Source organism: Haladaptatus salinisoli (genome assembly GCF_020614375.1).
In the GTDB taxonomy this organism is placed as follows: domain Archaea; phylum Halobacteriota; class Halobacteria; order Halobacteriales; family Haladaptataceae; genus Haladaptatus; species Haladaptatus salinisoli.
Genome location: NZ_CP085327.1, coordinates 631,850 through 653,798 on the forward strand (window position 1 = coordinate 631,850; position 21,949 = coordinate 653,798).

Here is a 21,949-nt window from a genome sequence, read left to right on the forward strand (position 1 = left end):
AATTATTCATGCCGAATTCTTTAGTCGCTAGCGGTCGTAGCCGCGACGATGCTCGCACACCTGCACCAGTACCAGCACGAGGAGGTCGAAGACGGTAACCGGACGGCGGGGGAGTCCCAGACCGAAGATTCGGTCAACAAGGACGCGGAGGAGTACTTCGGCAGGAGCATGGACGACTTCGACGCCGAAACGTGGGAGACGGTCGAACACGATGGCGACCCGATTCAACGTCGGTCCGTCACCATCGACGAGGTGGTCGCCATCTCCGTTCCGGAGAAACCGGCCGACGACGACGATCCCGACCTCCCCGGACGGACCATCCAAATTCGCACGGGCGGCGGCGAAACGTTCGTTTCGCAGGCCAAAATCGTCGAAGTGCAGGAGGCGAACCCGGACGAGACCTGACCGCGGCGAACGTTTCCCGACGGCCGGACGAAACGACCCCCGCGGTCGACGCCGTTTTCGCTCGCGACCGACGATGGATTCTTCGCATTTCGTAGACATATACCAATCATACTAGACTATGAATTAAAGCATATGCGTCTTAATAATGAAGATGCGATGCAAGAAAACAACAGTGGCGGTTCGACGCGACGCGACGTCCTGAAGCGTATCGGTGCGGTCGGCGTGACCGGTCTCGGCGGCGCCGCGCTGACGAGCGGCACCGCGGCGGCGAAACCGACGGTGGACTGGGAACCGGCTCACTCCAGCAATTACACGGCCGCGGACCGCGGCGCGGGGTACATCGACTGGGTCATCATCCACACCGTTCAGGGGTCGGCCAGCAGCGCGGTCAACTGGTTCCAGGACCCCGACGCCGACGTCAGCGCCCACTACACCGTCGCGCAGGACGGGTACAAGTACCAGAGCGTCAGCGACATCAACATCGCGTGGCACGCGGGCGAGTGGGACTACAACCAGTATTCGGTCGGCATCGAACACGGCGGCTACGTCAGCGGAACCTACGAAGACGCGCAGTATCGGGCGTCGGCCAAACTGACGAGTTGGCTCTGCGACCAGTACGGCATCCCGAAACAGCACCCGTCGAGCGTCCCGTACGACGCGGCGAACCCGGCGAACGGCGGCGTCATCGCCCACTCGCAAGTACCGAGCAGCACGCACACCGACCCCGGCTCCAACTGGGACTGGGGTTACTACATGGACCTCGTCAGGTCGTACTGATCGACGGACGAGCGCCTTCGTTTTTGAAGGACCGTGAACTCTCGTGTGAAACCCGGGAGCGTTCACCAACCTTCGCTGCGGCGGGTGAAGAACGGCAACGACGGTCTCAAGTACCGTGTTCGACGTCGACTCGACGAGGCGGAACCCCGATTCGGAGTCGGAACGCGCGGTGAGGCGACCTGCCAACGGTCACGTCGCCCGGAAGTGGTATCGGTCGACCACGGGTTAGACCGGCATGGAACGCGCCTATCTCGGTTCTCGCGGAACCCGAAAACCGTTCGAGAGACGGTACGCAAAATGCGCATGTTGAGGGCGGTTCCTCGGTTTTCCGCGAACCGATGTCGGCTAATGCGTCGGTAGCGGAGATCTCGACAGCCGTTTCCCGCTCTCTTCGACAAACCGATAAACGGTGATTCCGGCGAAGTGATGAACCGTCGTCTGGGTGTGCGTTCGTCGGACGACCTGCAGCACTTTCGCTCGATGTGAGCGCTTCGAAGTGGAAAAAATCGTCCACACGGTGTCGGTCCGTCGAACTTGCTTTCGAATCGCCGGACGAAGCGGTCCGGCGATGTCACCGATCGTTTTCATCCCTCGTTTATCGAAGTAGTACCCGAAGGGAGACGTGATTTTGCGTTTGTCGACGATAACGAGGTCCCGTGGCGAATACTGTTGCTCGACGAAATCCGCCGCCGCCTCGAAGTTTCGCTTTTGATGGCGCGTGTACTGGTGATTAATGGGCGCGACGGTACTCACCAAAATGAGGGTCAGTAGTGCCAGCTGTACGTTCGGGCGCGGGATCAGCGTAATTCCGCGAGCGAAGAGGATGTAGAGTGCGACCGAACAACCGATCAAGTATTTCGGTGAGTAGATCGGTTGAACCAGATACGAGGAACCGATCGCGATACCGATCGGGAGTACGAGCCAACTCCAGAGAAACGCCGATTTGCGCCTCGAAAGGACGCTGTGGGGAACGAAAAACGATCCGAAAACGCCGACGAAGATACCCAGTAAAACGACGGTATTCCACGGCGAGTGAGGGACCCGCACTATGAACTGAACGAAGGTCGTCGTTATATCGTGCCAGTTCGGCGGCGCAGCGATGTGACGGACTTGCCCCCCGCTTCCGTACGTGTTCGGGATGAAAACCTTTGCGGCGATCATTCCGACCGGGGGAGCACTGCCGATTACCGTCGGCAGTGCGACGCGCCCCCACGTGGAGAGGCACGGACGAACGCCGTTACACTCACGGTAGAGAAACCAACCGTAGTAGAGGAGTTGCGCCGCGATGATGAAAAACCCGTAAACGTGCGTGTAAGCGAGGAGCACGGCAGTTACGGTGTACGCCACCGTGTTCGAAGTCGTCGGAGTCTGCAGCGTATCGAGAAAACAGTAGTAGGAGAGAACGGTGAGAAACGCCAAGAGAGCGTACATCCGCGCTTCCTGCGCGAAGTATATCTGAAACGGATTGATCGCGAACAAGAGGGAAGCGATGGCTCCGACTTGGAATCCGTACAGACGTTTTCCGACGGCGTAAATCAGGGGGATGGTGAGCAGGCTAAGGCAGGCGGACAGGAGCCGTACCGCCTGCTCTTCGGTGCCGACGAGAGCGATCCATCCCTTGAGCAGGACGTAGTAAAGCGGCAGGTGCGGTTGGACTTTCGGAAGCTCGGTCAGGAGCTCAACGTAGCTCATGGTCGAGACGAAATGCATGGTAATCGTCTCGTCGAGCCAAAAGCTATCGAATCCGAGCGAGTGAAGGCGCAGCGCACCACCGAAAGCGCAGACGAGGAAGAGAAAAAATACGTGATAGTATTCGAGATATATCGTCCTTTCACGTAACCCTTGCAAATTCATTTTCTGTATGGCTTAACCGGAGTGCTATCAATCTCTCGGATTGGCTCACTTCGCTCCGCAGATTGATAGATGGGTGACAGATATCCCCGTGAGTAATTTTTCGCTCGCTCGCCGGACCTCGCAGAACGTACTCAGCTCTCGGCCGCGGCGAAGATGATTCCAGCGATTGTCCGATGCTACTCGACGCCGTTCTTCATCGACGCGAGGTGGACACGTGGACGTGAAGAGTGCTTGCATATTAATGCCATCGACTCATAATATAAACCGCTGAAGAACGTACAAATGCAGAAATCAGACGGGGACGACGGTTCACGAACGCCACTCAGTCCCTCCGCGCGCGAAGCGCTCGACGAATTCGCCCCGCTCATCGAGGAGAACGACCACCTCTCCCGTAACGAAGCACAGTCTCATCTTCGGCAGATCGGTTTCGAGGCAGAACTCGCTCGTACCACCCTCGATGAACTTCTGAACAAGGGGTATCTCTACGACGTGCGCGGTGAGATTCGACTTCCGTAGCTATACCGGTAACGTGAGGGCGTCTCGTTACACACCCTCGACCTCAACGGACAGGTGCTTATGGCCGAGAGAGGGGATTTAGTGTGATTGCGGAGCCCGGTTCGCTTCGAGGATCGTCGCAACGCGATGGAGGAGGTGTTCGAGCCGGGATCGTTCGATCTCCCACCAGGTGGTTGCGTGATGGTACTCCGCGAGAACCTCTTGTATCGCCTCGAACTGGGCGATGGTAAACTGCGTAGTACCAGCGTCGAGTCGCTCGAATGCGTGGAAAATCTCGAGTGACGGCGGTTCGACGGTAGCCGTCTCGTCAGCGGAAGCTTCTCGCTCGATTCGGTGGAGGAGCACGTGATGGAGCGTCCACTGTTCAGCCGGCGGGAGCGACAGTGAAATCGGTCGTGTTGACGGTGAACGGGCAGCCATGGCGATTCGGCGGTGTAGTTGCCCGTAGGTGCTCCCCGGCTATAGCTCTTCGTCCAATGGTAGCAGCTATCACGATATCTCGATGACGGACGGTAGTTCGCTCATCCAATACGAGAAACTGTCGATGATTTCGGCTACAGCTGGTTATCGTCGCAAACACGACCAAAACGGATCGTGAAGTTCGTCGGTTGGATACCGACTTTGGGTGAAAGATTGCGAGCGGAATTCATCGTGCGCCGCGAGTCCGCATTCAGTATCCGAGGTCGCCACTCGAGCGGCGACACCACACTCGCAGACTTGAACGACTGCTTTCGGCGGGGGGTTCCGGCACTCGAAGACTGCACTAACGGCCTAGGAGACTATGGGCGTACCGTCCGTGGATTTTGACGATGAGTTCGCCCGAAGATGGATTCGACGATGCGTACACTGGAACGCCGCCGTGGGATATCGGCCGCCCTCAGTCGGCCGTTCGCTCGCTGTTCGAGACGCAATCGTTCGAGGGGCCAATCCTCGATATCGGTTGTGGAACGGGTGAGAACGCGCTCTTCCTCGCGGCTCAGGGGTACTCGGTTCTCGGAGTCGACGCCTCTCCGCGCGCCATCGAAAAGGCGCGAGCGAAGGCGCAAACGCGAGACGTAGCGGGACAGGTCCGCTTCCAAATTCAGGACGCGCTCTCGCTCGATGAACTCGGTGAAACGTTCGGCGTCGCCCTCGACTGCGGCCTATTTCACGTCTTCGACGATGAGAACCGACGAACCTACGTCGAATCGGTCGGCAGCGTCGTCGAGCCAGATGGTCGCGTCATCATCCTCTGTTTCAGCGACCGGGAACCGGGCGAGTGGGGGCCACGGCGAATCAGCGAAGCGGAGCTTCGAACGACGTTTACCGATGGGTGGGTCGTGGAAACCATCGAGCCGGCCCAGTTCGAAGTCAACGCCGACCAGGAGGGAATCGACCCGTCGAACGACGATAGCGTCGAAGCGTGGCTCGCCATCGTTCGCCGGGCCGCCGGATGAACGGACGTGAGGGCTCGGCTAGCGAAGTCGGCACGTGCGGGCGCGATTCTTCCCTCGGCGATCACGAGTCGGTAATGTTCCATCCTCGACTCATTTGAATGCGATGAAAGAATATATGGATGATTTCGTCAATGCGCTGCCTGAGTTCACCCGCTGGAATATCCTCACGCCTGTACGTGAGTTCGAAAGCATCCTCAGAGTAGCAGGCGATACCGCGAAGGGAATTACCAGACCGATCCAACGCAAACTCCACCAGCTCGTCTGCGTCAATTTCGTTCACGTCCCAGTTTTAGTACGCACTCATGAAAGTTGTTTAGACTTACCCTAAATATGAAGATTGGAATCGTGGGCCTTCTGACCTCGTTCGATTATTAATATCTGAAGATCAGCCGCGGTTCTTTCGGGTTTGCGGCAAAATACCGCGAGCCGTAAAAATTTTCCCAGTGGGAAATTTCATCGGAGTATGGAGGTCACAATTCGACTGAACGATGGGGCACAGTTGGCACTAAAGGATGTCGGCATCGCTGCTGAAGAAGGGAAAATTGCATTCAGCATTGATGGTGTTCTCCTCAACGTTGACGATGCAACACTCGAAGCGCTTTCTGGAAACGCAGTTCGGCCGATCGCCGTCACGTTCGAAATCAGTGATGAGGAGTGATAAGCCGCTATTCCTCGTCTAGCGGTGTGAGTTGAATCTGCCCCTCGTTTGCGACAGCGATTCGATAGCCAGAATAAGTGAATACAACACGGATATGGCTTTGCTGGTCGTCCTCGTTCTGAGGGGTAAGGAGATCGTTCAAAGCATCGGGGTCAATAGACTCACAGAGCGGTTGGAGTTCTTCGGTCGAGACATCCTCTTCTGCTTCCGCACTCCGATGCTGACCTCGTCCGGGATGAACTGGGACTGGAGGACGCGGACATCGTGGATCACGACGCATCGATGCAGTTCACTGTCGGTCATCGGACACGGAATCGCGTCGTCCCCGATTTTTCCTATACAAACGCGTCGTCGGTGTCGGATGTCCGTCGTGAACACTTAACACGAGCGGGCCCATATCGGCGCGAGATGCCATCGTACGATCCCATCGAGTCCCCCGACGAGACGACGATATTCCCCTACCACGACCTCACACCGCCGACGACGCGGGACGTATACGAGGCGCGGGCCGTCGTCCGGCGGTACCTTCCGCGAACGCCGCTGGTGCGCAGCGAGAGCCTCTCGGCCGAACTCGACGCCGACGTCTACCTCAAGCGGGAAGACACGCTCCCGACGAGGTCGTTCAAGATTCGCGGGTTCTACAACCTCGTCGCCGACCTCGACCCGGAGTTCCGCGAGAAAGGACTGATCACGTCGAGCATGGGGAATCACGGCCAAGGGATGGCGACCGCCGCGCGGGAGTTCGACGTTCCGGCGGTGATCGTCGTCCCCGAGACGCTGGAGAACCCGACCAAGATAAACGGCATGAAACGGCTCGGAGCGACCGTCGTCGCGCACGGCAGAGACGTCGACGAGGCGCGCGAGCACGCCGAGCGGCGGGCGGCCGAGGAAGGGTACCGGTACGTCCACGGCGGGAACGAACCTCACCTGATCGCCGGACGCGCCAGCGCCGGCCTCGAAGTGATGGAGGACCGTCCCGAGGTGGACGTCCTGATAAACCCCGTCGGGGGCGGGAGCAGCGCCGCGGCCTACGCGCTCACCGTCGGCAAACTCCTCGGAGCCGACGTTATCGGCGTGCAGGCGGCGGGAGCCGACGCCGTCCACCGAGCGTGGAGCGGGGGCGAGATCGAACTCCAAGAGAGCGCCGACACGTTCGCGGAGGGAATCAAGACGCGAACGCCGTTCGCGCTTCCGTTGGAGATCATGCGGGAGCACCTCGCGGAGATGCTGCTCGTCGAGGACGACCAGATACGGGCGGCTATCCGACGGGTACTCGCCGACGACGCGGTCTTGGCCGAGGGAGCGGCGGCCACCGGCGTCGCGGCGGCGCTCGAACTGGGCGACGAACTCGCGGGAAAGACCGTCGTACTGCCGATATCGGGCAGTAACCTCTCCACGACCAAACTTCGGGAGATACTCGACGAGCGGTGAACGGTCCGGGCACCCCTTCGCGGCGGCTCACCGACCGCCGCCGGTCCAAGCTCCATACTATCCGACAGAACCGAGGGGAAAGACTTATCGACTAACTGTCGGACCGACCGCCAGCCTAGGTTATCTCCGCCCGGGGCGTACTAGGAACTCGGTGTTCCAGATGGCTCCCGCGGCGCGACGACCGTTATCGAACGAAACGATCGAAGAACTCCGGGCCGGTGTCCGGGGGACGGGAGCCAACTCATGACGAACTTCCGATCACCGAAAGGGGGCGACGCCCCCGACTCGCGCGAATCGGTAGCCGTCCCGTGGCGTTCTCCGCTGGTTCAAGTAGTGCTCGCGAGCACGTTCCTGGCTCCGCTCGGGGTGCCGCTCGTCAGTCCGGTGTTGCCGCTGTTCCGCGACGTGTTCGCGCTGACCGACGCGCAGGCGAGCCTCCTCATCAGCGCGTACTTCGCGATGGGGATCTTCCTTTCCCCGTTCATCGGGATGCTCGCCGACCGGGTCGGTCGGCGGAGCGTCCTCATCCCGTGCCTGTTCGCGTTCGGTCTCACCGGCGGTGCGACCGTATTCGCGCCCGACTATTCGACCGTGCTAGTGCTGCGCCTCCTGCAGGGAACCGCCGCAGCGGGTATCTTCATCACGACGGTGACGCTGATCGGCGATTCTTTCGAGGGCGTGCAGCGAAACACCGTCCTCGGGATGAACACCGCCGTGCTGACGGCGAGCGCGGCGATCTTTCCGATCGTCGGCGGCGCGCTCGCTACCATCGCGTGGGACGTCCCGTTCTTCACCTACCTCGCCGCCCTTCCAGTCGGCCTGTTCGCGGTTTTCGTACTCGAAGACCCGCCGAGCGAACGCGAGACGCGCAGCCTCGCGTACCTTCGCGGCGCGGTGAGCGCGCTCGCCGCTCGCGAAGCGGCCGTGCTCTACGGAACGACGTTCATGGTCGAGTTCCTGGCGTTCGGCGCGATCCTGACGTCGCTGCCGTTCTTCCTGACGGCGCGGTTCGGACTATCTCCGGTCTCGGTCGGGTTGATAGTGACCGCGGTGGGCGTGTCTTCGGCGCTCGTTTCCACCCAGAACGGGCGCTTCGCGCGACACCTGTCGAACCACGGACTCATCGGGGTCGGATTCGGCTGCTACGGCGTGAGCCTTCTCGGGGCCTGGTTAGCCCCCTCGCCGCTGTCCGTCGGACTCGCCGTGCTCGTGTTCGGCGCGGGGATCGGATTGATTCTCCCGTCGGTCGACGCCGCGATAAGCGACGTGGTTTCGACGCGGTTCCGCGCGGGGGCGCTGAGCCTCCGAAACAGTACGACGTTTCTCGGGCGGACGACTGGACCGATAGCCTTCGCCGCGTTGGCGATGACGACCGGATACCACGCCCTCCTCCTCGCGGCGGGTGTGGTCGCCCTCGGGTGCGGTCTCCTCATCGTGATCCTGACCGGTCAGACTCACCGCGACCGCAGCGTCGCCGCGCCCGAGGAACCCGGACCGGGCGTGCGCTGAGACCCGTTGCCGCGCGGGGCCGGTACGGTCGCGATGCGATCGTAGTCGTGACGGTTCGCGTCGGAGCGACGACGCCGAAATCCGAGGCGCGCTCGCCGACCGGCACCTCGCTACGGCGAACGCCAATCGGGACCGTTCAGCGTCGATGCCGGGATCACCCGCACCCGTCGGCGGAGAGCGCCTTGGACATGCAGACCGCGGACGACGGACAGAGATCCGCGAACTGGTTCGTCTCCCGGATCACGGCGGGGACGGCGTCGCGGTCGATTTCCTCGAATCCCGAGCGCCGGAAGAAGTCGGCCGCCGTGGTCGTGAGGAGAAACACCCGTTCGACGCCCGACTCCCGGCCGCGGTCGAGGAGGCGTTCGCAGAGCGCGCGACCGTACCCCCGGCCTCGAACCGACGAGTCGATCACGACGGAGCGGAGGAGCGCGGCGCGACCGTGACGTTCGAGACCGCCGATTCCCACGCGCTCGTCGCCGGCGTAACACAGGTACAGGGACTCGCGATGGGCCTCCACGTCGGCCGCGGGAAGTCCGTTTCGTTCGAGGCGCGCTTCGACGTACGGTAAATCCGCCTTTCGAACCGGTCGAAGGTCGACGGCCGGGGACGCGGTCACGTCGAATCGGCCCCCCCGGTGGACGCCGAGCCCCCGCCGGCGCGACCGAGCGGGTCGCGAGCGGCCGCGGTGAGGATCGCGTCGGTCAGCACCTCGACCGCGGTCGGGAGCGTCGACTCGTCGATGTCGAACGTCGCCGTGTGGTGGCCGGTCGGGTGGTCGGTCCCGACGATGGCGTACGTCGCCAGGCCGCCGCGCTCCTGGACGGCGCGCATCAGGTAGGTACCGTCCTCGCTCGCCCCGAACGGCGCGTCGTCGACGACGCGGTCGACGGCCGAGTGGGACCGCGCGGCTTCGCCGACGAGGGCGGCCAGCGCGGGGTCGCTGTCGGCGCGCGGCGCTTGCCCCTCGACCGTCACCTCGGCGTCGCAGCGGTGCGCGTCCGCGGCGGCGCGGACGGCCCGCTCGAACTCGGTTTTCATGTACTCCATCAGGGCGGTCGTCTCGCCGCGAACCTCGGCTTCCGCCTCGATTCGTTCGGCCGTCACGTTCGACGCCGTCCCGCCCTCGACTCGGCCGACGTTGACCCGGGTCGCCCCGTCGGCGTGGCGGGGAATGGCGTAGACGTTCTGGATGGCGGTGCCGAGGGCCTGCATCGCGTTTCGGCCCTCGTTCGGCGCGAGGCCGGCGTGGCTCGACTCCCCCCGGAACGTGACGCCGAGATTGCTGACCGCGAGCGGTTCGACGATTCCGGCGACGACCTCGCCGGTGGGATGGTCGAGACCGACGTGGACGGCGAACAGATAGTCCACGTCGGCGACGTGCTCGCTCTTCGCCATCGGTCGGCCGCCGCCGGCCTTCTCCTCCGCCGGCTGGAAGAAGACCTTGAACGTTCCCGAGAAGTCGCTCTCCGCCACCGCTTCGAGCACGCCGAGGCCGATGGTCGCGTGCGCGTCGTGCCCGCAAGCGTGCATCGCGCCGTCGCGCCGGGAGCGGAACCCCTCGGCCGCGGGGCGATGGGTCTCGTCGGTCGATTCGTCGCGGAGGAGACCGTCGATGTCGACGCGGAGGGCGACCGTCGGCCCCTCGCCGCGGTCGAGGACCGCGAGCGCGCCGGTGCAATCGTCGAGGGCGTCGAGGAGGTCCTCGCGGGCACCGTCCTCCCGCGCCCGGTCGCGCCACGCGGCGATATCGGCGGACGACGGAACCGCCAGTCGCTCGGTCGGATCCATCGCCGCCCGGCCGAGGTGGAGTCGGTCGACGCCGATGCCCTCGACCTCCTCGGCGAGTCGGCAGGTCGTGTAGAACTCTCGCCACGCGGGTTCCGGGTAGCGGTGGAGTTCCCGCCGGAGGTCGACCAGGCGGTCGCGGACGGGAGTGTGGGTCATCGCGAACACCGTCCCTCTCCCTCGTCGCCGGGCGCGTCCGGGTCCGTCCCGCCGTCGGTGGCCACGCCCGAGGGTGACCCGGGCGGGTCGCGAACGGATTCGGGCCGGGAGAGGCGGATGATTTCGCGCGCGAACTCGATATCGTCGACTTCGGTGACGAGGCTCACGGGGATGAAGACGGCCGTGGTCGCGAGGAGTCCCCAGAGCCCGGCGTGGAGTTGGAGCGGCGACGCGGCGAAGAAGGTGAACAGCACCGTCACGCTCGCGCCGGCGAACAGTCCCGCCAACGCTCCCTCGCGCGTGGCCCGCGGCCAGTACAACGCGCCGACGACCAGCGGCAGGAACTGGATGATGGCGCCGTAGGCTCCGGCCAGCAGCTGCACGATTTCGACCGGACTGAAGAGGGCGAAGTAGTAGGCGACGCCGACGATGGGAAAGACGGCGAGTTTCATCAGTCGCGCCTCGCGCCGGTCGTCGATGCCGGGGTCGAACAGGGGTTTGTAGAAATCGCGCGCGGTGATGCTGGCGGCCGCGTGAACGATGGCGTCGGCGGTGCTCATCGCCGCCGCGAGCGCGCCGGCGAAGAAGAATCCGACCAGGAACGGGTTGAGATCCAGCGTGGTGACCAGGTGCGGCAGGATGCGGTCCGGATTGCTGAGGTCGGTGACGTACAGGACGCCCGAGAACCCGATGAGCAAGATGGGGATGAGGAGATACTGAAACGTCGGGTAGAGGACGACCGTCCGCTTGAGCGTCCGCTCGCTGTCTGCCGTGTACGCCCGCATGAACAGGTGGGGCCACATCACGAATCCGAGCGCCGAGACCACGATGTAGCTGGAGTACCGGAGCATCGGCATCTCGGGCGCGCCGACGACGAGGTGGGTCGGCTGTTCGGCCGCGATGCGTTCGAACATCGGTTGGAGCCCGCCGTACAGTTCGAACGGGAGGTAGAGTCCGAGCCCCCACGCCAGGACGATCATCATGATGCCCTGGAGGACGTTCGACCAGCCGACGCCCATCATCCCGCTCGTGAAGACGTACACGGCGATGACGGCGAACGGGAGGAGCGCCGAGAGCCAGAACGGGATGAGCCCGTTGCTCGCCTCGTTCAGGACGAATCCGACGCCCTTGATTTGGATGACGAGGTAGGGGATGAACGCGCCGACGCTGACGACGGCCATGAGGCCCGACAGGAGCCGACTGTCGTACCTGTCGGTGATGAAGTCCGCCTGCGTGACGTAGCCCATCTCGCGGCCGAGCCGCGAAATCTTGGGGCCGAACAGGTACCACGGTAACATCCCGAACCCGCCGTAGACGAGGATGTAGAGCGCCGCCGCGCCGCGGCTGTACGCCCACCCGGGACCGCCGAGGAACGCGAAACCGCTCAGGATGCTCGCGCCCATGATGAAATAGAGCACGAGGAGTCCGATACCCCGATTCCCGGCGACGTACCCCTCCGTGGTCTCCTGGTCGGCTTCGCCCCGACTCCACAGCCCCAGTCCGAGCGCGAACGCGAGGTACAGGAGCGGAATCGCCGTGACGATGAGGGTACTCGTGGCGACCATGGCTACGGTCCGTCCTCCGCGTCGCCCTTCGCGAAGAGCGGCCCCTCGTCGACCCGGTACAGCAGGTACGTGTTGACCGCGACGAACGCCAGTACGAGCGAGTCCCAGAATATGTTGAACGGAAGCCCGAGGACGTACGGCGTGACGCGATTGAACGGAACGAAGACCGGCCAGACGGTGAAACTGAGTAAGACGGCGTACACGATGAAGTGGAGCCAGTACCGCTTTCGTTTGCTGGTCGGCGTTCCCGGTGCGAAGAGGTCGAGCCCGGATTCCCGGCCGGCGGCCTCCGTTTGGTACTCCTCCGAATCCCGTACGGGTTCTGTTTGGCTCATGGGTGGTCTGTTAGCGGTCGCCGCTCGACCGCGTTCTACGATGTGTTATATCATACCACGATAATAAATGTCCATTCCGTTCAGATTATATTTCCCGCCGGGGGAAGTATCCGCCGGGACCGACGTCGCGTCGCCCTCCGCGGAACGCCGCACCGACCGCGGGCCGTGTCGAGTCGGGAGTGGCGGAGGGTGAAATCCGAACCCTATTCGACGGTCACCAGTTCGCTCGGCGCGCCCGCGAGCGATTCGAGCGCGTCCGCCTCGATGTGGTGGAGGTCGCCCGGAACGACGAGCAGGTGGAGCGGGTCGCCGAAGTCCCGCTCCGCGAGTTCCGACAGTCGGTCGGCTTCCACCCGCGGATTCGGACTGCCGGCGCGCGCGACCGCGACCGCCAAGACGTCCTCGTACCCCTCGGCGAGCATCCCGCTCGCCTCGTCCGCGGTCATGTACTCGTCCTCCGCGTCGCCGCTCCGACCGCCGGACGGACTCCAGCCGACCTTGATGTCGAGGTAGACGAGGGTGTGGAGGCCGCGGTCGCGGTTGTCGTCGAGCACGTCCGTGACGCTGGCCGGGAGGCCCTCCGCGCCGTGGGCGTAGTCGAACGGGAGCGTCGTCGCCTTCCCGAAGCGGTAGTTCTGGAGGCCGGTGAGACCGCTCGCCGCGGACTCGGCGGTCGGAGCGTGGACGACCCTGGTGTCGATACCCCGCTCCTCGGCGCGCAGTCGGAGGTCGACGTGGGTGGTCGATATCATGGTGTCGCCCGCGGTGAGGAACGCCGCCCGACCCGCCTCGGCGGCGGCGAGAATTTCCTCGGGGTCCTGTTCGACGCCAGGTCGATCTCGCACCTCGATGGTCGCGTCGTGGAACCGTTCGAGGTCGGCGACGTCCGCCCCGACGAGTTTGCTGGTGTAGAACTCGGCGAACGCGCGGTCCGCGTCCGCGATCGCGTCGCGGCCCTCGAGGGTGATGGAACGCTCGTCGTACAGGCCGAGACCGATGAAGGTGAGCATAGCCGTCCTTGGGAGGTGGGACGCTTAAGCGGTGCGACCGAAAGCGTCAGCGTTAACGCCCGCTTCCGGCAAGACGAGGGTATGAAAGCGCCCTGCGTGCGCGTCGAACGGGAGCGCGGCGAGGCGACGCGCCGCGAACTCGCGGACGCGAACCTCGTGGCCGACGACCTCGAAATCGTCGTGGAAGACGACCGGCTCTACGTCCCCGTGACCGACGCCGACGCGGTGCCCGAGCGATTCACGGTCGTCGAACGCGAGGTTCCGACCCGACGAACGCAGGACACCCCCGCCGACCTGCTCGGGTTCGACCCGAGCTACGAACGACTGGGCGATATCGTCCTCGTCGACGAGGACGACCCCGAGCGCGCGCGACGCATCGCCGACGCCGTCGTCGACTCCTCCCTCCCGGTGGAGACGGTGCTGAACCGCGCGTCGAAGGTGAAAGGCGAGACCCGGGTCCGCGAGTGGGACGTGCTCGCGGGCGGGAAGACGACGACCGTCCACCGCGAGTACGGCTGCGAGTTCGCCCTCGACGTCGCCCGGGTGTACTTCTCCCCCCGCCTCGCCACCGAGCGCCACCGCGTCGCGGAGCAGGTCGAGGCGGACGAGCGGGCGTTCGACATGTTCGCCGGCGTCGGCCCGTTCGTCATCCCCTTCGCCAAGCGCGGCGCGGAGGTCGTCGGGGTGGACGTGAACGAGGTCGCCGTCGAGTACCTCCGCGAGAACGCGCGCCGGAACGGGGTCGAAGACCGGGTGACGGCCGTCCGCGGGGACGTTCGGGAGGTCGCGTCGGAGTACGAGAACTGGGCCGACCGCCTCGTGATGAACCTCCCGCACAGTGCCGACGAGTTCCTCGATACGGCGGTCGCGCTCGCGGGCGACGACTGCGCGCTCCACTACTACGACATCCAGCACGAGGACGACCCCTTCGGCCCCGGCGAGGGAGCCGTCCGCGCCGCCGCCGAACCGGAGTACGACGTTTCGGTCGAGACGCGACGGGTCGTGCGGTCGTACGCACCCCACGAACTGAACGTCTGCCTCGACGTGCGACTAACCCGCTAGCCCGCGGCGATTCCGGAACCCTTATGCTTCCAGTGGATTGTATGTTCGAATGCAGAGGCACCGCGCCGGTGTAGCTCAGACTGGCTAGAGCGATTCCTTCGTAAGGAATAGGCCGAGGGTTCAAATCCCTCCACCGGCTCTTCTCTCACCTTTCAAAGTCCGAGAGCCGACCGCTCGGAAACGCCGTAGATTCACCGTCGAACGCTCGAACCCGTTTGTCAAAAGAATTGGACATTCGTTATTAAACGAATCATTGGTAACTCATCCGCGAATACACTTTATAAGACCTCGTCGGTGATAATTCATCGATGGAATCAGAAACGAGAGTCGCGAATTTCACCCGAAATCTGGATTCTCGAATCGTCCCGGCCTGTTTTTTCGTCGTCGTCGGTCAGGTCGCGATGGCCGTTCAGTATCTCCTCGTTCGACTGTCGGCTCGGACCGTCCACTACGACGTCAAGGTCAAGTGGCTCCCCATCGCCGAGCAGTTGGCGAACGGGAGGGTCCTCTACCTCACCACGACCTTCGACAACAAAACGCCGCTCTGGCACGCGCTCAATTTCCTCGTCTACCGAACCGGTCACTACGTCGTCGTCTTCTACCTCCTCGTCGGGCTGGCAAACGCGGCCATCGCCTACTTGCTGTGGGAGTGGCTCCGCAGGGAGGGGAAGGGGAAGGCGGGAATCGTCGCCGGCGGGTCGTATCTCGCGGCGAGTCCCGTCGTGCTCGGCACCGTCACCAACGTCCGGTCGTTCGCGATGGTTTTCGTCCTTCTCGCGCTTCTCACCCGGAGGGCGGCGATACGGGGCGCGTTCACCGCCGTCGCCGTCCTGTTCTCGCAGTTCTCCGTCCTCGCCATCCCCGTCCTGCTGTACGACGGTTGGCGGCGTTCCGGGAAGCGGTACGACTGGGCGTGCCGGTATCTCGTCGCGGGCGCGGCGACCGGCGTCGTGGCGTACCTTCCGCTCGTTCTCGTCTGGTCGCCCGAGGCGGCCGTCGCGGGGGTTAAAGCGACGTTCCTCGAGTTCAACCACTACGCGTTCGAGAAAGTCGATAACTTCTCGCCGTACAACCGGCCCCGCATGTGGGCGGTGCATCTGCTCGAAGTCGCACAGAAACTCCTCGTTCTACTCGTCGGTGCCGCGGGCGCGGTCGCCTACCGGACGCTTCGAAGCGGGTGGACGTGGGACGCCTTCACGAAGGCGACGGTTCTCGCGGCGCTGTTCACGGCGACGCTGCTGGTCAAATCGCTGGCGTACTACTGGCTTCCACCCGTCGTCTTCCTCTCGGTTCTGCTCGGTACCGGTCTCACCGGCTGGATTGCGACCGACTGACGCCGTCCGCCGCTGCCCTCCACCGGGTCGCTCCCGCGGATACCGCCCCTATCAGTATTTCGCCTCTGTATCGTGCCTCACAGTCGTCAGGTTCCCTATAACAAATGGTGTGAATCGAGAGTAAGGGCGTAGAGGTCGATGAACTATTAGCTCGACGACTGACGTACAATCAGAAAAGAGCCGTTCTCGTCCTCGACCGGATCGTTCGGAGGGGGTCGACGGACGGCCGAACCGCTCTCGCCCGGTGCGGCAGGAGCCGCTTCGGGTCGGCGTCCTCCTCTCCGGCGAAACCGTGCCCGCGTGGGTGAAGCGGGCGATAGAGCGCACGGTCGAAGCGGCGAACGTCGAGATAACGCACCTCGTCATCCACGAGGCGTCCTCTCCGACCGACCTCAGCGAGTTCCTCGTGCGGTCGACCCCGGCGGACGTTCCCGAGTACCTCTCGTGTTGCTTCGACCGGCTCCGCTCCCACGCGCTCTGGTCGCTGTTGGGAGCGGTTCGGCAGCTCGCGAGGACCCCCGAGTACCGGAAGCCGATGCCGGTCGATTCGATCGACCACTTCTCGGATGCGAAACGGATTCGGTGCCGAGCGCTTCCCGCGTCGGACTTCGGAAATCGACTCCCCGAACGCGTCGCCGAGGACGTCGGCGCGAACACCGACGTCGTCCTTCGGTTCGGGTTCGGCGTGCTGAAGGGGGAGTTCTTGACGATGCCGACGCACGGCGTGTTGAGCTTCCACCGGGGGGATCTCGAATCCTACCGCGGACAGCCCGGCGGTCTCTGGGAGTTCCTCAACGACGAACCGACCGTCGGCGTCACGCTCCAGCGAATCGACGACACGCTCGACGGCGGGCGGATAGTCGCCGAGGAGACGGTCGACATCGCCGACGCACGCACGTGGCGGGAGGTCGAGCGGCGGCAGATCGCCGCGTGCGAAGAACTGCTCGCCGCCGGCGTTCGGTCGCTCCGGGACCCGGAGCACGAACCGAGGTCGCCCGACACGCTCGGCGCGCTGTACACCGTTCCGCGGGGAATCGACGCCGTTCGTTACGCGACCAAGACCGCGATTGGACTCCTTCGAACCGCCGTCGGTCGACGCGGGGTCGGAAGCAGAACGCCGGACGACTACGTCTCCGAGCCGCGCCAGCGAACCGTCGAAGCGCGACGAAGCGACTGACCCGGGGGGACGGCGAGGTCGCCGGGGCTACGCGGCCGACCGTCTCACCCGACTTCCAGCTCGCAGAACGACAGGTTCCAACTCTCCTCGTCCGTGAGCGCCTGCCCGTTCACCACCCACTCGCCGCCCGACCCGCCGAGCGGACGGGCGGAGAACCAGTACGCCGACGCGAACCGCGAGAGCGGCAATCGGTCGGTGCCGAGGAAGCCGTGCCGAGCGAGCATCGACCGCGGAAGCGTCGTCCCCGCGGCCGCGACCACGTCGGCGTCCCGGTACTCCTCGAGAACCGCGCCGAGGAGCGCGGAGAGCGCCTTCGTCCGCGCCTCCCCGCCCGCCACCGGGAGCACGTCCGAGAGGTGGACGATGCGCTCGTCCGCGTCCTTCTGTTCGCCGACGACGATGGCGACCGGGCCGCCCTCCCCCCGGAAAACGTAGGTCGCGTAGTCGAAGCGCGGGTTGTCGTAGCGCCACTCGAAGAACTGCTCGTCGCGCACCGCGTGAACGCGGGGGGTGGACCGGTCGGCCGCTATCTCCGCGACGCGCGCCGCCGGGACGCCGGCGTAGCGGTCGAGTTCCCCGTCGGGCGCCCTCGGCGTCGTTCGGTCGCGGGCCGCGAGGTAGACTCGGAGACCCGGCGACGCCGCGCCCGCCAACGGCGCGTTCGACAGCGCCGCGGGGTTCTGCACCCGGTAGAACTCGGTGAACGCCGCCATGATACCGTCGTCGAGCGAGAGCTTCTCGGCCATCTTTTCGAGTCCGGCTTTCACGGCTTCGTTCGGGAATCCGACGACGACGGACGGCTCTTGCGGGCCGTAGTGGTCGTAAACGTGCTCGGCCATTCGGGTGAACAACCCCCGCCTTCGGTGGTCGGGGTGCACCATCGGGTCGACCTGCACGAGCGCGAGCTCCCGTCGACCGCCGACGGACAGCGGCAGGGGGAGGCTCGGGCGAGCGCCGACGATTCGTCCGTCTCGCTCCGCGACGCAGATGGGCACCCGCGACCGATAGGGGTTTTCGACGAACTTCCAGTCGAACCAGTCGCCGCGACCGCGACGGTCGCCGAACACCGTCCGGTACAGCGCCAACACGCCGCTTCGGTCGCCGGGCTCGTACTGCCGAACCCGATACGAGTCGACCGCGGACGCCCCGTACTCCCTGTTTACCATCGCCGGACGGACGCCCGCGAAAACCGTAAATCGCGGCGGTCGTTCGCGCGTTAAGCGGCGCGGAACGTCGCCCCTCGAAACGACGAGCGGCGGGCACGTTCCGCCTATCGACCGCGAAGACTCGCGTTAACCGGCTAGTCCGACGCTGCCCTCGATGAACGATTTACCACGCTTTTCCCGATCGGTCACGCCGGTGTCCGCATGGAGGCCGACGCGTTTTCAGCCGCGGCGCGCTCCGGTAACGTCGCGAGACTGTACGACGAAACCGCGGAGGTGCACCTCCGAAAGCTGGCACTCGAGATGGACGGCGAGACGTACACGCACGGCGAACTCCGCGACCGCTCCGCGCGGTTCGCCGGCGGTCTCCGCGCGCTCTCCCTGCAACCGGACGACCGCATCGCCCTCTTTCTCCCCAACAGCCCCGCGTTCGTCGTCGCCGCGCTCGGCGCGCTCAAGGCGGGGACGCCGTTCATCCCGATGAACCCCCAGTACCGAACCCGGGAGGTCGCCTATCGGTTCGACGACGGCGACGTCGCGGCCGTCGTGACCGACGGCTCCCTCCGAGGGACGGTCGAAGACGCCGTGGCCGCCGTCGACGTCGACCCGCTCGTCATCGGGTGCGGCGACGGGTGGGGCGGGCGGCGCGGACGCGACGACGGCGCGGGGCGGTTCGTTCGGTTCGAGGAGGTGGACGACGACCCGCTCGTCGCCGACCGGTTGGACGACGACGTCGCGATGCAGCCCTACACCAGCGGCACGACGGGGGAGCCGAAGGGCGTCCTGCTCACGCACCGAAACCTCCGAGCCCAGTCGTTCATCGGGTTCGAGCGAACCGCCCTCGACGCCGAGGAGGAGCGGTTCCTGTCGGCGCTCCCGCTGTCGCACATCGCCGGCTTCGTCAACCGGACGTGGCAACCCCTCGTCCGGGGTGCGACCGTCCACCTCCGCGACCCCGAATCGTGGAACCCGGAGGACGCGATGGCCACCATCGAGTCCGAGCGCATCACGAAGTTCGGTGCCGTCGCCGCGATGTACGTCGACATCATCGAACACGAGTCGTTCGGCGAGTACGACCTGTCGAGTCTGCAGGAGTCGATGGAGGGCGGCACGAGCATGCCGCCCGCGGTGCAGGAGCGGTTCGAGGAGGGCGCGGGCGTCGAACTGTTCGAGGCGTACGGCCTGACCGAGACCGGCGGGGGAACCCACGCCGGCATCAAGGCCACCTTCGGCCCGCGTCGCGGTACCATCGGCCAACCGTTCCGCGCCACCGACTGCAAGGTCGTCGACGGGGACGGGCGGGAAGTGCCGTCGGGCGAAGCGGGCGAACTCCTCCTCCGCGGCCCGCACGTCATGGCGGGCTACCACGACCGCCCGGACGAGACCGCCGCGGCGTTCACCGACGACGGCTACTTCCGGACGGGCGACGTGGTTCGCCGGGACGACGACAACTACTACGAGGTGCTCGGGCGCAAATCCGACCGCATCGTCACCGCGGGGTACAACGTCTACCCCCGCGAGGTCGAGGAGGTGCTCCACCGACACCCGGACGTGGCGGACGCCGCCGTGGTCGGCGTTCCGGACGACCGCCGGGGCGAGACGGTGAAAGCCTACGTCGTCCCGGTCGCGGGGACGTCCCCGAACGCCGACCGACTCAGGGAGCACTGTCTGGAGACGATGGCGGCGTACAAACACCCGCGGGATATCGAGTTCGTGCGGACGCTTCCCCGAACGACGAGCGGGAAGGTACAGCGGTTCGAACTCGGCGGGCAGGCCGACGACTGACGCTCCGCCGCCGGTTTTTTACACCCGAGTGACGCGAGTCCGAGCGGTCGCCGGAGGGCCGACGGACGCGAGCGAAGTGTTTTCGGACGACCGACGGAACTGCGTTTTGTCCGTTTCGGGCGACCCGACGACGGCGGTTCGCCGCAACTCTCCCCCCGCGACGGTCGCGTCCCGGGCCGCGCGAGCGGAGGGCCGAGGGGGACGCTCCCCGCCGAGAAGTCGAAAAACCGAAAGGATATTGAGTAGCGGGAGCACGGAACTTCGGCGAAGAGGGACAGGCCTCGCTTAGTCCGCGTTTGGGCAAGCCTAGGCGACCGCGCACGGTTCGACCGACGGGTCGAACGGCCGGTTATTTTCGGCGCTTCAAAAACCGCATCAGAGCCGCGATGAACGATTCCAACGATTTTAGCGCGTTCGTTCATCCTATATTTGTACGAAATGAACTTCCTACAATCCGGTAAAACTCCGCCCAACCATCACCCCTGCTTTTTCCTTGGGGCTCCAAAGGGACGACCGTACCATGCGACCACTATCTCGGAAACTCGTGGCGACTGTACTCGTAAGCGTACTGCTCATCGGCGGCGGTACGACCGTCGCCCTCGCGGACGGGCAGTCCGCGGACGAGAGCGTTCACAAAATCGGCAGCCAGGATATCACCATCAGCGACGCGACGATAACCATCGAGGACACGCACGTCAAAGGACCGGGACTCCCGGACGCCACCATCGAAGACCAGACGTACACCGTCGAGGAGTCGAAGACGACCGTCGACGGGCTGACGGTGTCGGTAAACGGTGAGACGTACGAAATCTGCGAAATCGATATCACCGTCCAGAACGTCGGCGTGACGCTGGACGACGTCCGACTCTCGAGCGGTAGCTAACCGCCGGTTCTCGGGTTCCGATTTTCGGCTCCGACCCCGTTTTTATCGACCGTCGACTCGGTAGCGGCGCGACCGACCGCGAACCGGCGGATCGGACGAACGACACGGACGGTACGACCGAGGGACGGAGAGGTCGAGCGGGGCGAACCGCCGACGTTCGCTACGACGGTGCGTTCGCGGCGGTCGCGTTCGGTGCGGGTTCGTTACTCGCCGTCCCGTTCGTCGCGCCCGCGTTGTCTCGAAGCCACCGCCGGTACTCGTCTTCCGGCAGCACCCTGACCGTCGTTCGCATCAGGGCGTGTCCCGAACCGCAGAACTCCGTGCAGTAGCCGCGGTACGTTCCGGGTTCGAAGACGCGAGTGTGGATAATCGTCGTTCGGCGCGGGAACACGTCCTGCTTGACGCCGAGTCTCGGGACGAACAGCGAGTGGATGACGTCCGCCGAGGTCATCTCGATGTAGATGTCGGTGTTCGCGGGGACGACGAGTTCGCTCTGCGTCGTGACGTTCGTGCCGGGGTAGCTGAACTGCCACCCCCACTGGTAGGCGAGGCCGCGAACCGTCACCGGGCCCGACCCCGAGGCGGTGGCGTTCCCGGGGGCCTGAGACGAGTCGCTCGGCTGCTCCGGCGTGATGTACGGGCTGGCGAGCACCGTGTACGCCGCGACACCGACGAACAGGAGGATGATCGCGGTCGCGATGGTCCACGTGATTTCGAGGGGCGGGTCCTCCGCCGTCGGAAGCGGGTCGTCGTTGTTCCGGAACCGGACGACCGCGTAGATGAGGATGACCTCGACGAAGAGCGTCAGCGGAATCGCCACGTAGAGCAGTTGGAAGTTCAACTGCTCGATGAGCCGCTTGTTGACGGACTGGGCCGCCGCTGGAGCGACGGCGACTATTCCCACCGCACCCAAGAGGAAGGCGAACCCCCCCGCGCGACGAAGTCGCATCGTTCCCGAGTCAACGGTCGGGTCAATATAGCTATCGCGGGCGGAGTGAGATGTCAGTTCGCGTATCAGCTCGCCGAAACGCCCCGAGCGGATCGACCGCCCCTCGAACCGACCTCCGGATTTATCGTAATCGATACCGACACGGTAGACCAC

General features: G+C 64.7%; 23 protein-coding genes and 1 tRNA gene. 13 read left to right on the plus strand and 11 right to left on the minus strand.

The genetic code is table 11. The features are described from left to right. The first annotated feature begins 48 nt into the window (after positions 1 to 48). Together LIX00_RS03565 and LIX00_RS03570 are read left to right on the plus strand one after the other, a co-directional pair. The gene (locus LIX00_RS03565) at positions 49 to 405 is read left to right on the plus strand and encodes a hypothetical protein (RefSeq protein WP_227354813.1); all 357 of its coding nucleotides are present in this window, start codon (positions 49 to 51) and stop codon (positions 403 to 405) included. A gap of 156 nt (positions 406 to 561) precedes the next feature. Next, positions 562 to 1,182 carry an N-acetylmuramoyl-L-alanine amidase gene (locus tag LIX00_RS03570; RefSeq protein WP_227354814.1) on the plus strand — a complete coding sequence of 207 codons (621 nt, stop codon included), beginning with the start codon at positions 562 to 564 and terminating at the stop codon, positions 1,180 to 1,182. 345 nt (positions 1,183 to 1,527) lie between these two features. On the opposite strand, the gene LIX00_RS03575 is transcribed toward LIX00_RS03570, so the two are convergent. Continuing rightward, a complete protein-coding gene (locus LIX00_RS03575) occupies positions 1,528 to 2,874 on the minus strand; it encodes a glycosyltransferase family 39 protein (RefSeq protein ID WP_227354815.1) in 1,347 nt (448 codons plus the stop codon). 444 nt (positions 2,875 to 3,318) lie between these two features. Here LIX00_RS03575 and LIX00_RS03580 point away from each other — a divergent pair, with 444 nt between their 5' ends. Next, positions 3,319 to 3,552 carry a hypothetical protein gene (locus tag LIX00_RS03580; protein ID WP_227354816.1) on the plus strand — a complete coding sequence of 78 codons (234 nt, stop codon included), beginning with the start codon at positions 3,319 to 3,321 and terminating at the stop codon, positions 3,550 to 3,552. 78 nt (positions 3,553 to 3,630) lie between these two features. Here LIX00_RS03580 and LIX00_RS03585 read toward each other — a convergent pair whose 3' ends face one another. Continuing rightward, positions 3,631 to 3,972 (minus strand): DUF7853 family protein, encoded by a 342-nt coding sequence (locus LIX00_RS03585; protein ID WP_438267061.1) that lies wholly within the window; start codon positions 3,970 to 3,972, stop codon positions 3,631 to 3,633. A gap of 389 nt (positions 3,973 to 4,361) precedes the next feature. Here LIX00_RS03585 and LIX00_RS03590 point away from each other — a divergent pair, with 389 nt between their 5' ends. Further along, on the plus strand, positions 4,362 to 4,988 hold the full coding sequence (locus LIX00_RS03590; RefSeq protein WP_227354818.1) for a class I SAM-dependent methyltransferase: 627 nt from the start codon (positions 4,362 to 4,364) through the stop codon (positions 4,986 to 4,988). A 61-nt stretch (positions 4,989 to 5,049) separates the two neighbouring features. On the opposite strand, the gene LIX00_RS03595 is transcribed toward LIX00_RS03590, so the two are convergent. Then, entirely contained in the window at positions 5,050 to 5,268 is a 219-nt protein-coding gene (locus LIX00_RS03595) for a DUF7522 family protein (RefSeq protein WP_227354819.1), read from the minus strand. Between the two features lie 183 nt (positions 5,269 to 5,451). Between LIX00_RS03595 and LIX00_RS03600 the strand changes: the two genes are divergently transcribed. Beyond that, positions 5,452 to 5,646, plus strand: coding sequence for a hypothetical protein (locus LIX00_RS03600; RefSeq protein WP_227354820.1), 195 nt, complete (start codon positions 5,452 to 5,454; stop codon positions 5,644 to 5,646). 7 nt (positions 5,647 to 5,653) lie between these two features. On the opposite strand, the gene LIX00_RS26090 is transcribed toward LIX00_RS03600, so the two are convergent. Continuing rightward, positions 5,654 to 5,926, minus strand: a complete 273-nt coding sequence (locus LIX00_RS26090; RefSeq protein WP_227354821.1) for a HalOD1 output domain-containing protein — start codon at positions 5,924 to 5,926, stop codon at positions 5,654 to 5,656. A 128-nt stretch (positions 5,927 to 6,054) separates the two neighbouring features. On the opposite strand from LIX00_RS26090, the gene LIX00_RS03610 reads away from it, so the two are divergent. Both LIX00_RS03610 and LIX00_RS03615 read left to right on the plus strand, forming a co-directional pair. Beyond that, positions 6,055 to 7,077, plus strand: coding sequence for a threonine ammonia-lyase (locus LIX00_RS03610; RefSeq protein ID WP_227354822.1), 1,023 nt, complete (start codon positions 6,055 to 6,057; stop codon positions 7,075 to 7,077). A gap of 243 nt (positions 7,078 to 7,320) precedes the next feature. Continuing rightward, positions 7,321 to 8,586: an MFS transporter gene (locus tag LIX00_RS03615; RefSeq protein WP_227354823.1), complete on the plus strand. Its 1,266-nt coding sequence runs from the start codon at positions 7,321 to 7,323 to the stop codon at positions 8,584 to 8,586. A 154-nt stretch (positions 8,587 to 8,740) separates the two neighbouring features. Here LIX00_RS03615 and arsN2 read toward each other — a convergent pair whose 3' ends face one another. The 5 genes from arsN2 to dph5 all read right to left on the minus strand — a co-directional run bounded on the left by arsN2 (position 8,741) and on the right by dph5 (position 13,443). After that, positions 8,741 to 9,205, minus strand: coding sequence for an arsenic resistance N-acetyltransferase ArsN2 (arsN2, locus tag LIX00_RS03620; protein WP_227354824.1), 465 nt, complete (start codon positions 9,203 to 9,205; stop codon positions 8,741 to 8,743). Next, a complete protein-coding gene (locus tag LIX00_RS03625) occupies positions 9,202 to 10,533 on the minus strand; it encodes an amidohydrolase (protein WP_227354825.1) in 1,332 nt (443 codons plus the stop codon). The genes arsN2 and LIX00_RS03625 overlap by 4 nt, the downstream gene beginning before the upstream one ends. Next, complete coding sequence (locus LIX00_RS03630) at positions 10,530 to 12,098, minus strand: sodium:solute symporter family protein (RefSeq protein WP_227354826.1); 1,569 nt, start codon at positions 12,096 to 12,098, stop codon at positions 10,530 to 10,532. The genes LIX00_RS03625 and LIX00_RS03630 overlap by 4 nt, the downstream gene beginning before the upstream one ends. A gap of 2 nt (positions 12,099 to 12,100) precedes the next feature. Next, positions 12,101 to 12,433 (minus strand): DUF3311 domain-containing protein, encoded by a 333-nt coding sequence (locus tag LIX00_RS03635; RefSeq protein ID WP_227354827.1) that lies wholly within the window; start codon positions 12,431 to 12,433, stop codon positions 12,101 to 12,103. Between the two features lie 203 nt (positions 12,434 to 12,636). Next, positions 12,637 to 13,443: a diphthine synthase gene (dph5, locus tag LIX00_RS03640; RefSeq protein WP_227354828.1), complete on the minus strand. Its 807-nt coding sequence runs from the start codon at positions 13,441 to 13,443 to the stop codon at positions 12,637 to 12,639. 81 nt (positions 13,444 to 13,524) lie between these two features. Between dph5 and LIX00_RS03645 the strand changes: the two genes are divergently transcribed. The 4 genes from LIX00_RS03645 to LIX00_RS03660 all read left to right on the plus strand — a co-directional run bounded on the left by LIX00_RS03645 (position 13,525) and on the right by LIX00_RS03660 (position 17,016). Next, positions 13,525 to 14,505 carry a class I SAM-dependent methyltransferase gene (locus LIX00_RS03645; protein WP_227354829.1) on the plus strand — a complete coding sequence of 327 codons (981 nt, stop codon included), beginning with the start codon at positions 13,525 to 13,527 and terminating at the stop codon, positions 14,503 to 14,505. 64 nt (positions 14,506 to 14,569) lie between these two features. Then, positions 14,570 to 14,644, plus strand: a tRNA-Thr gene (locus LIX00_RS03650). A gap of 169 nt (positions 14,645 to 14,813) precedes the next feature. Further along, positions 14,814 to 15,839, plus strand: coding sequence for a hypothetical protein (locus LIX00_RS03655; RefSeq protein ID WP_227354830.1), 1,026 nt, complete (start codon positions 14,814 to 14,816; stop codon positions 15,837 to 15,839). Positions 15,840 to 16,083: 244 nt separating this feature from the next. After that, entirely contained in the window at positions 16,084 to 17,016 is a 933-nt protein-coding gene (locus LIX00_RS03660; protein ID WP_227354831.1) for a formyltransferase family protein, read from the plus strand. A gap of 44 nt (positions 17,017 to 17,060) precedes the next feature. Here LIX00_RS03660 and LIX00_RS03665 read toward each other — a convergent pair whose 3' ends face one another. Further along, a complete protein-coding gene (locus LIX00_RS03665) occupies positions 17,061 to 18,182 on the minus strand; it encodes a GNAT family N-acetyltransferase (RefSeq protein WP_227354832.1) in 1,122 nt (373 codons plus the stop codon). Positions 18,183 to 18,383: 201 nt separating this feature from the next. Here LIX00_RS03665 and LIX00_RS03670 point away from each other — a divergent pair, with 201 nt between their 5' ends. Continuing rightward, entirely contained in the window at positions 18,384 to 19,964 is a 1,581-nt protein-coding gene (locus tag LIX00_RS03670) for a class I adenylate-forming enzyme family protein (protein ID WP_227354833.1), read from the plus strand. Positions 19,965 to 20,484: 520 nt separating this feature from the next. Further along, positions 20,485 to 20,847 (plus strand): hypothetical protein, encoded by a 363-nt coding sequence (locus LIX00_RS03675; protein ID WP_227354834.1) that lies wholly within the window; start codon positions 20,485 to 20,487, stop codon positions 20,845 to 20,847. 160 nt (positions 20,848 to 21,007) lie between these two features. On the opposite strand, the gene coxB is transcribed toward LIX00_RS03675, so the two are convergent. Beyond that, entirely contained in the window at positions 21,008 to 21,796 is a 789-nt protein-coding gene (gene coxB / locus LIX00_RS03680) for a cytochrome c oxidase subunit II (protein WP_227354835.1), read from the minus strand. Between the last annotated feature and the right edge of the window lie 153 nt (positions 21,797 to 21,949).

Coding starts and splice junctions, on each gene's coding strand:
- LIX00_RS03675 (WP_227354834.1), top strand. CDS start 20,485: ATGCGACCACTATCTCGGAAACTCGTGGCGACTGTACTCGTAAGCGTA.
- LIX00_RS03625 (WP_227354825.1), bottom strand. CDS start 10,533: ATGACCCACACTCCCGTCCGCGACCGCCTGGTCGACCTCCGGCGGGAA.
- LIX00_RS03665 (WP_227354832.1), bottom strand. CDS start 18,182: ATGGTAAACAGGGAGTACGGGGCGTCCGCGGTCGACTCGTATCGGGTT.
- LIX00_RS03565 (WP_227354813.1), top strand. CDS start 49: ATGCTCGCACACCTGCACCAGTACCAGCACGAGGAGGTCGAAGACGGT.
- LIX00_RS03670 (WP_227354833.1), top strand. CDS start 18,384: ATGGAGGCCGACGCGTTTTCAGCCGCGGCGCGCTCCGGTAACGTCGCG.
- LIX00_RS03630 (WP_227354826.1), bottom strand. CDS start 12,098: ATGGTCGCCACGAGTACCCTCATCGTCACGGCGATTCCGCTCCTGTAC.
- dph5 (WP_227354828.1), bottom strand. CDS start 13,443: ATGCTCACCTTCATCGGTCTCGGCCTGTACGACGAGCGTTCCATCACC.
- LIX00_RS26090 (WP_227354821.1), bottom strand. CDS start 5,926: ATGCGTCGTGATCCACGATGTCCGCGTCCTCCAGTCCCAGTTCATCCC.
- LIX00_RS03610 (WP_227354822.1), top strand. CDS start 6,055: ATGCCATCGTACGATCCCATCGAGTCCCCCGACGAGACGACGATATTC.
- LIX00_RS03570 (WP_227354814.1), top strand. CDS start 562: ATGCAAGAAAACAACAGTGGCGGTTCGACGCGACGCGACGTCCTGAAG.
- LIX00_RS03580 (WP_227354816.1), top strand. CDS start 3,319: ATGCAGAAATCAGACGGGGACGACGGTTCACGAACGCCACTCAGTCCC.
- LIX00_RS03600 (WP_227354820.1), top strand. CDS start 5,452: ATGGAGGTCACAATTCGACTGAACGATGGGGCACAGTTGGCACTAAAG.
- LIX00_RS03655 (WP_227354830.1), top strand. CDS start 14,814: ATGGAATCAGAAACGAGAGTCGCGAATTTCACCCGAAATCTGGATTCT.
- LIX00_RS03615 (WP_227354823.1), top strand. CDS start 7,321: ATGACGAACTTCCGATCACCGAAAGGGGGCGACGCCCCCGACTCGCGC.
- coxB (WP_227354835.1), bottom strand. CDS start 21,796: ATGCGACTTCGTCGCGCGGGGGGGTTCGCCTTCCTCTTGGGTGCGGTG.
- LIX00_RS03590 (WP_227354818.1), top strand. CDS start 4,362: ATGAGTTCGCCCGAAGATGGATTCGACGATGCGTACACTGGAACGCCG.
- LIX00_RS03585 (WP_438267061.1), bottom strand. CDS start 3,972: ATGGCTGCCCGTTCACCGTCAACACGACCGATTTCACTGTCGCTCCCG.
- LIX00_RS03645 (WP_227354829.1), top strand. CDS start 13,525: ATGAAAGCGCCCTGCGTGCGCGTCGAACGGGAGCGCGGCGAGGCGACG.
- LIX00_RS03635 (WP_227354827.1), bottom strand. CDS start 12,433: ATGAGCCAAACAGAACCCGTACGGGATTCGGAGGAGTACCAAACGGAG.
- LIX00_RS03575 (WP_227354815.1), bottom strand. CDS start 2,874: ATGAGCTACGTTGAGCTCCTGACCGAGCTTCCGAAAGTCCAACCGCAC.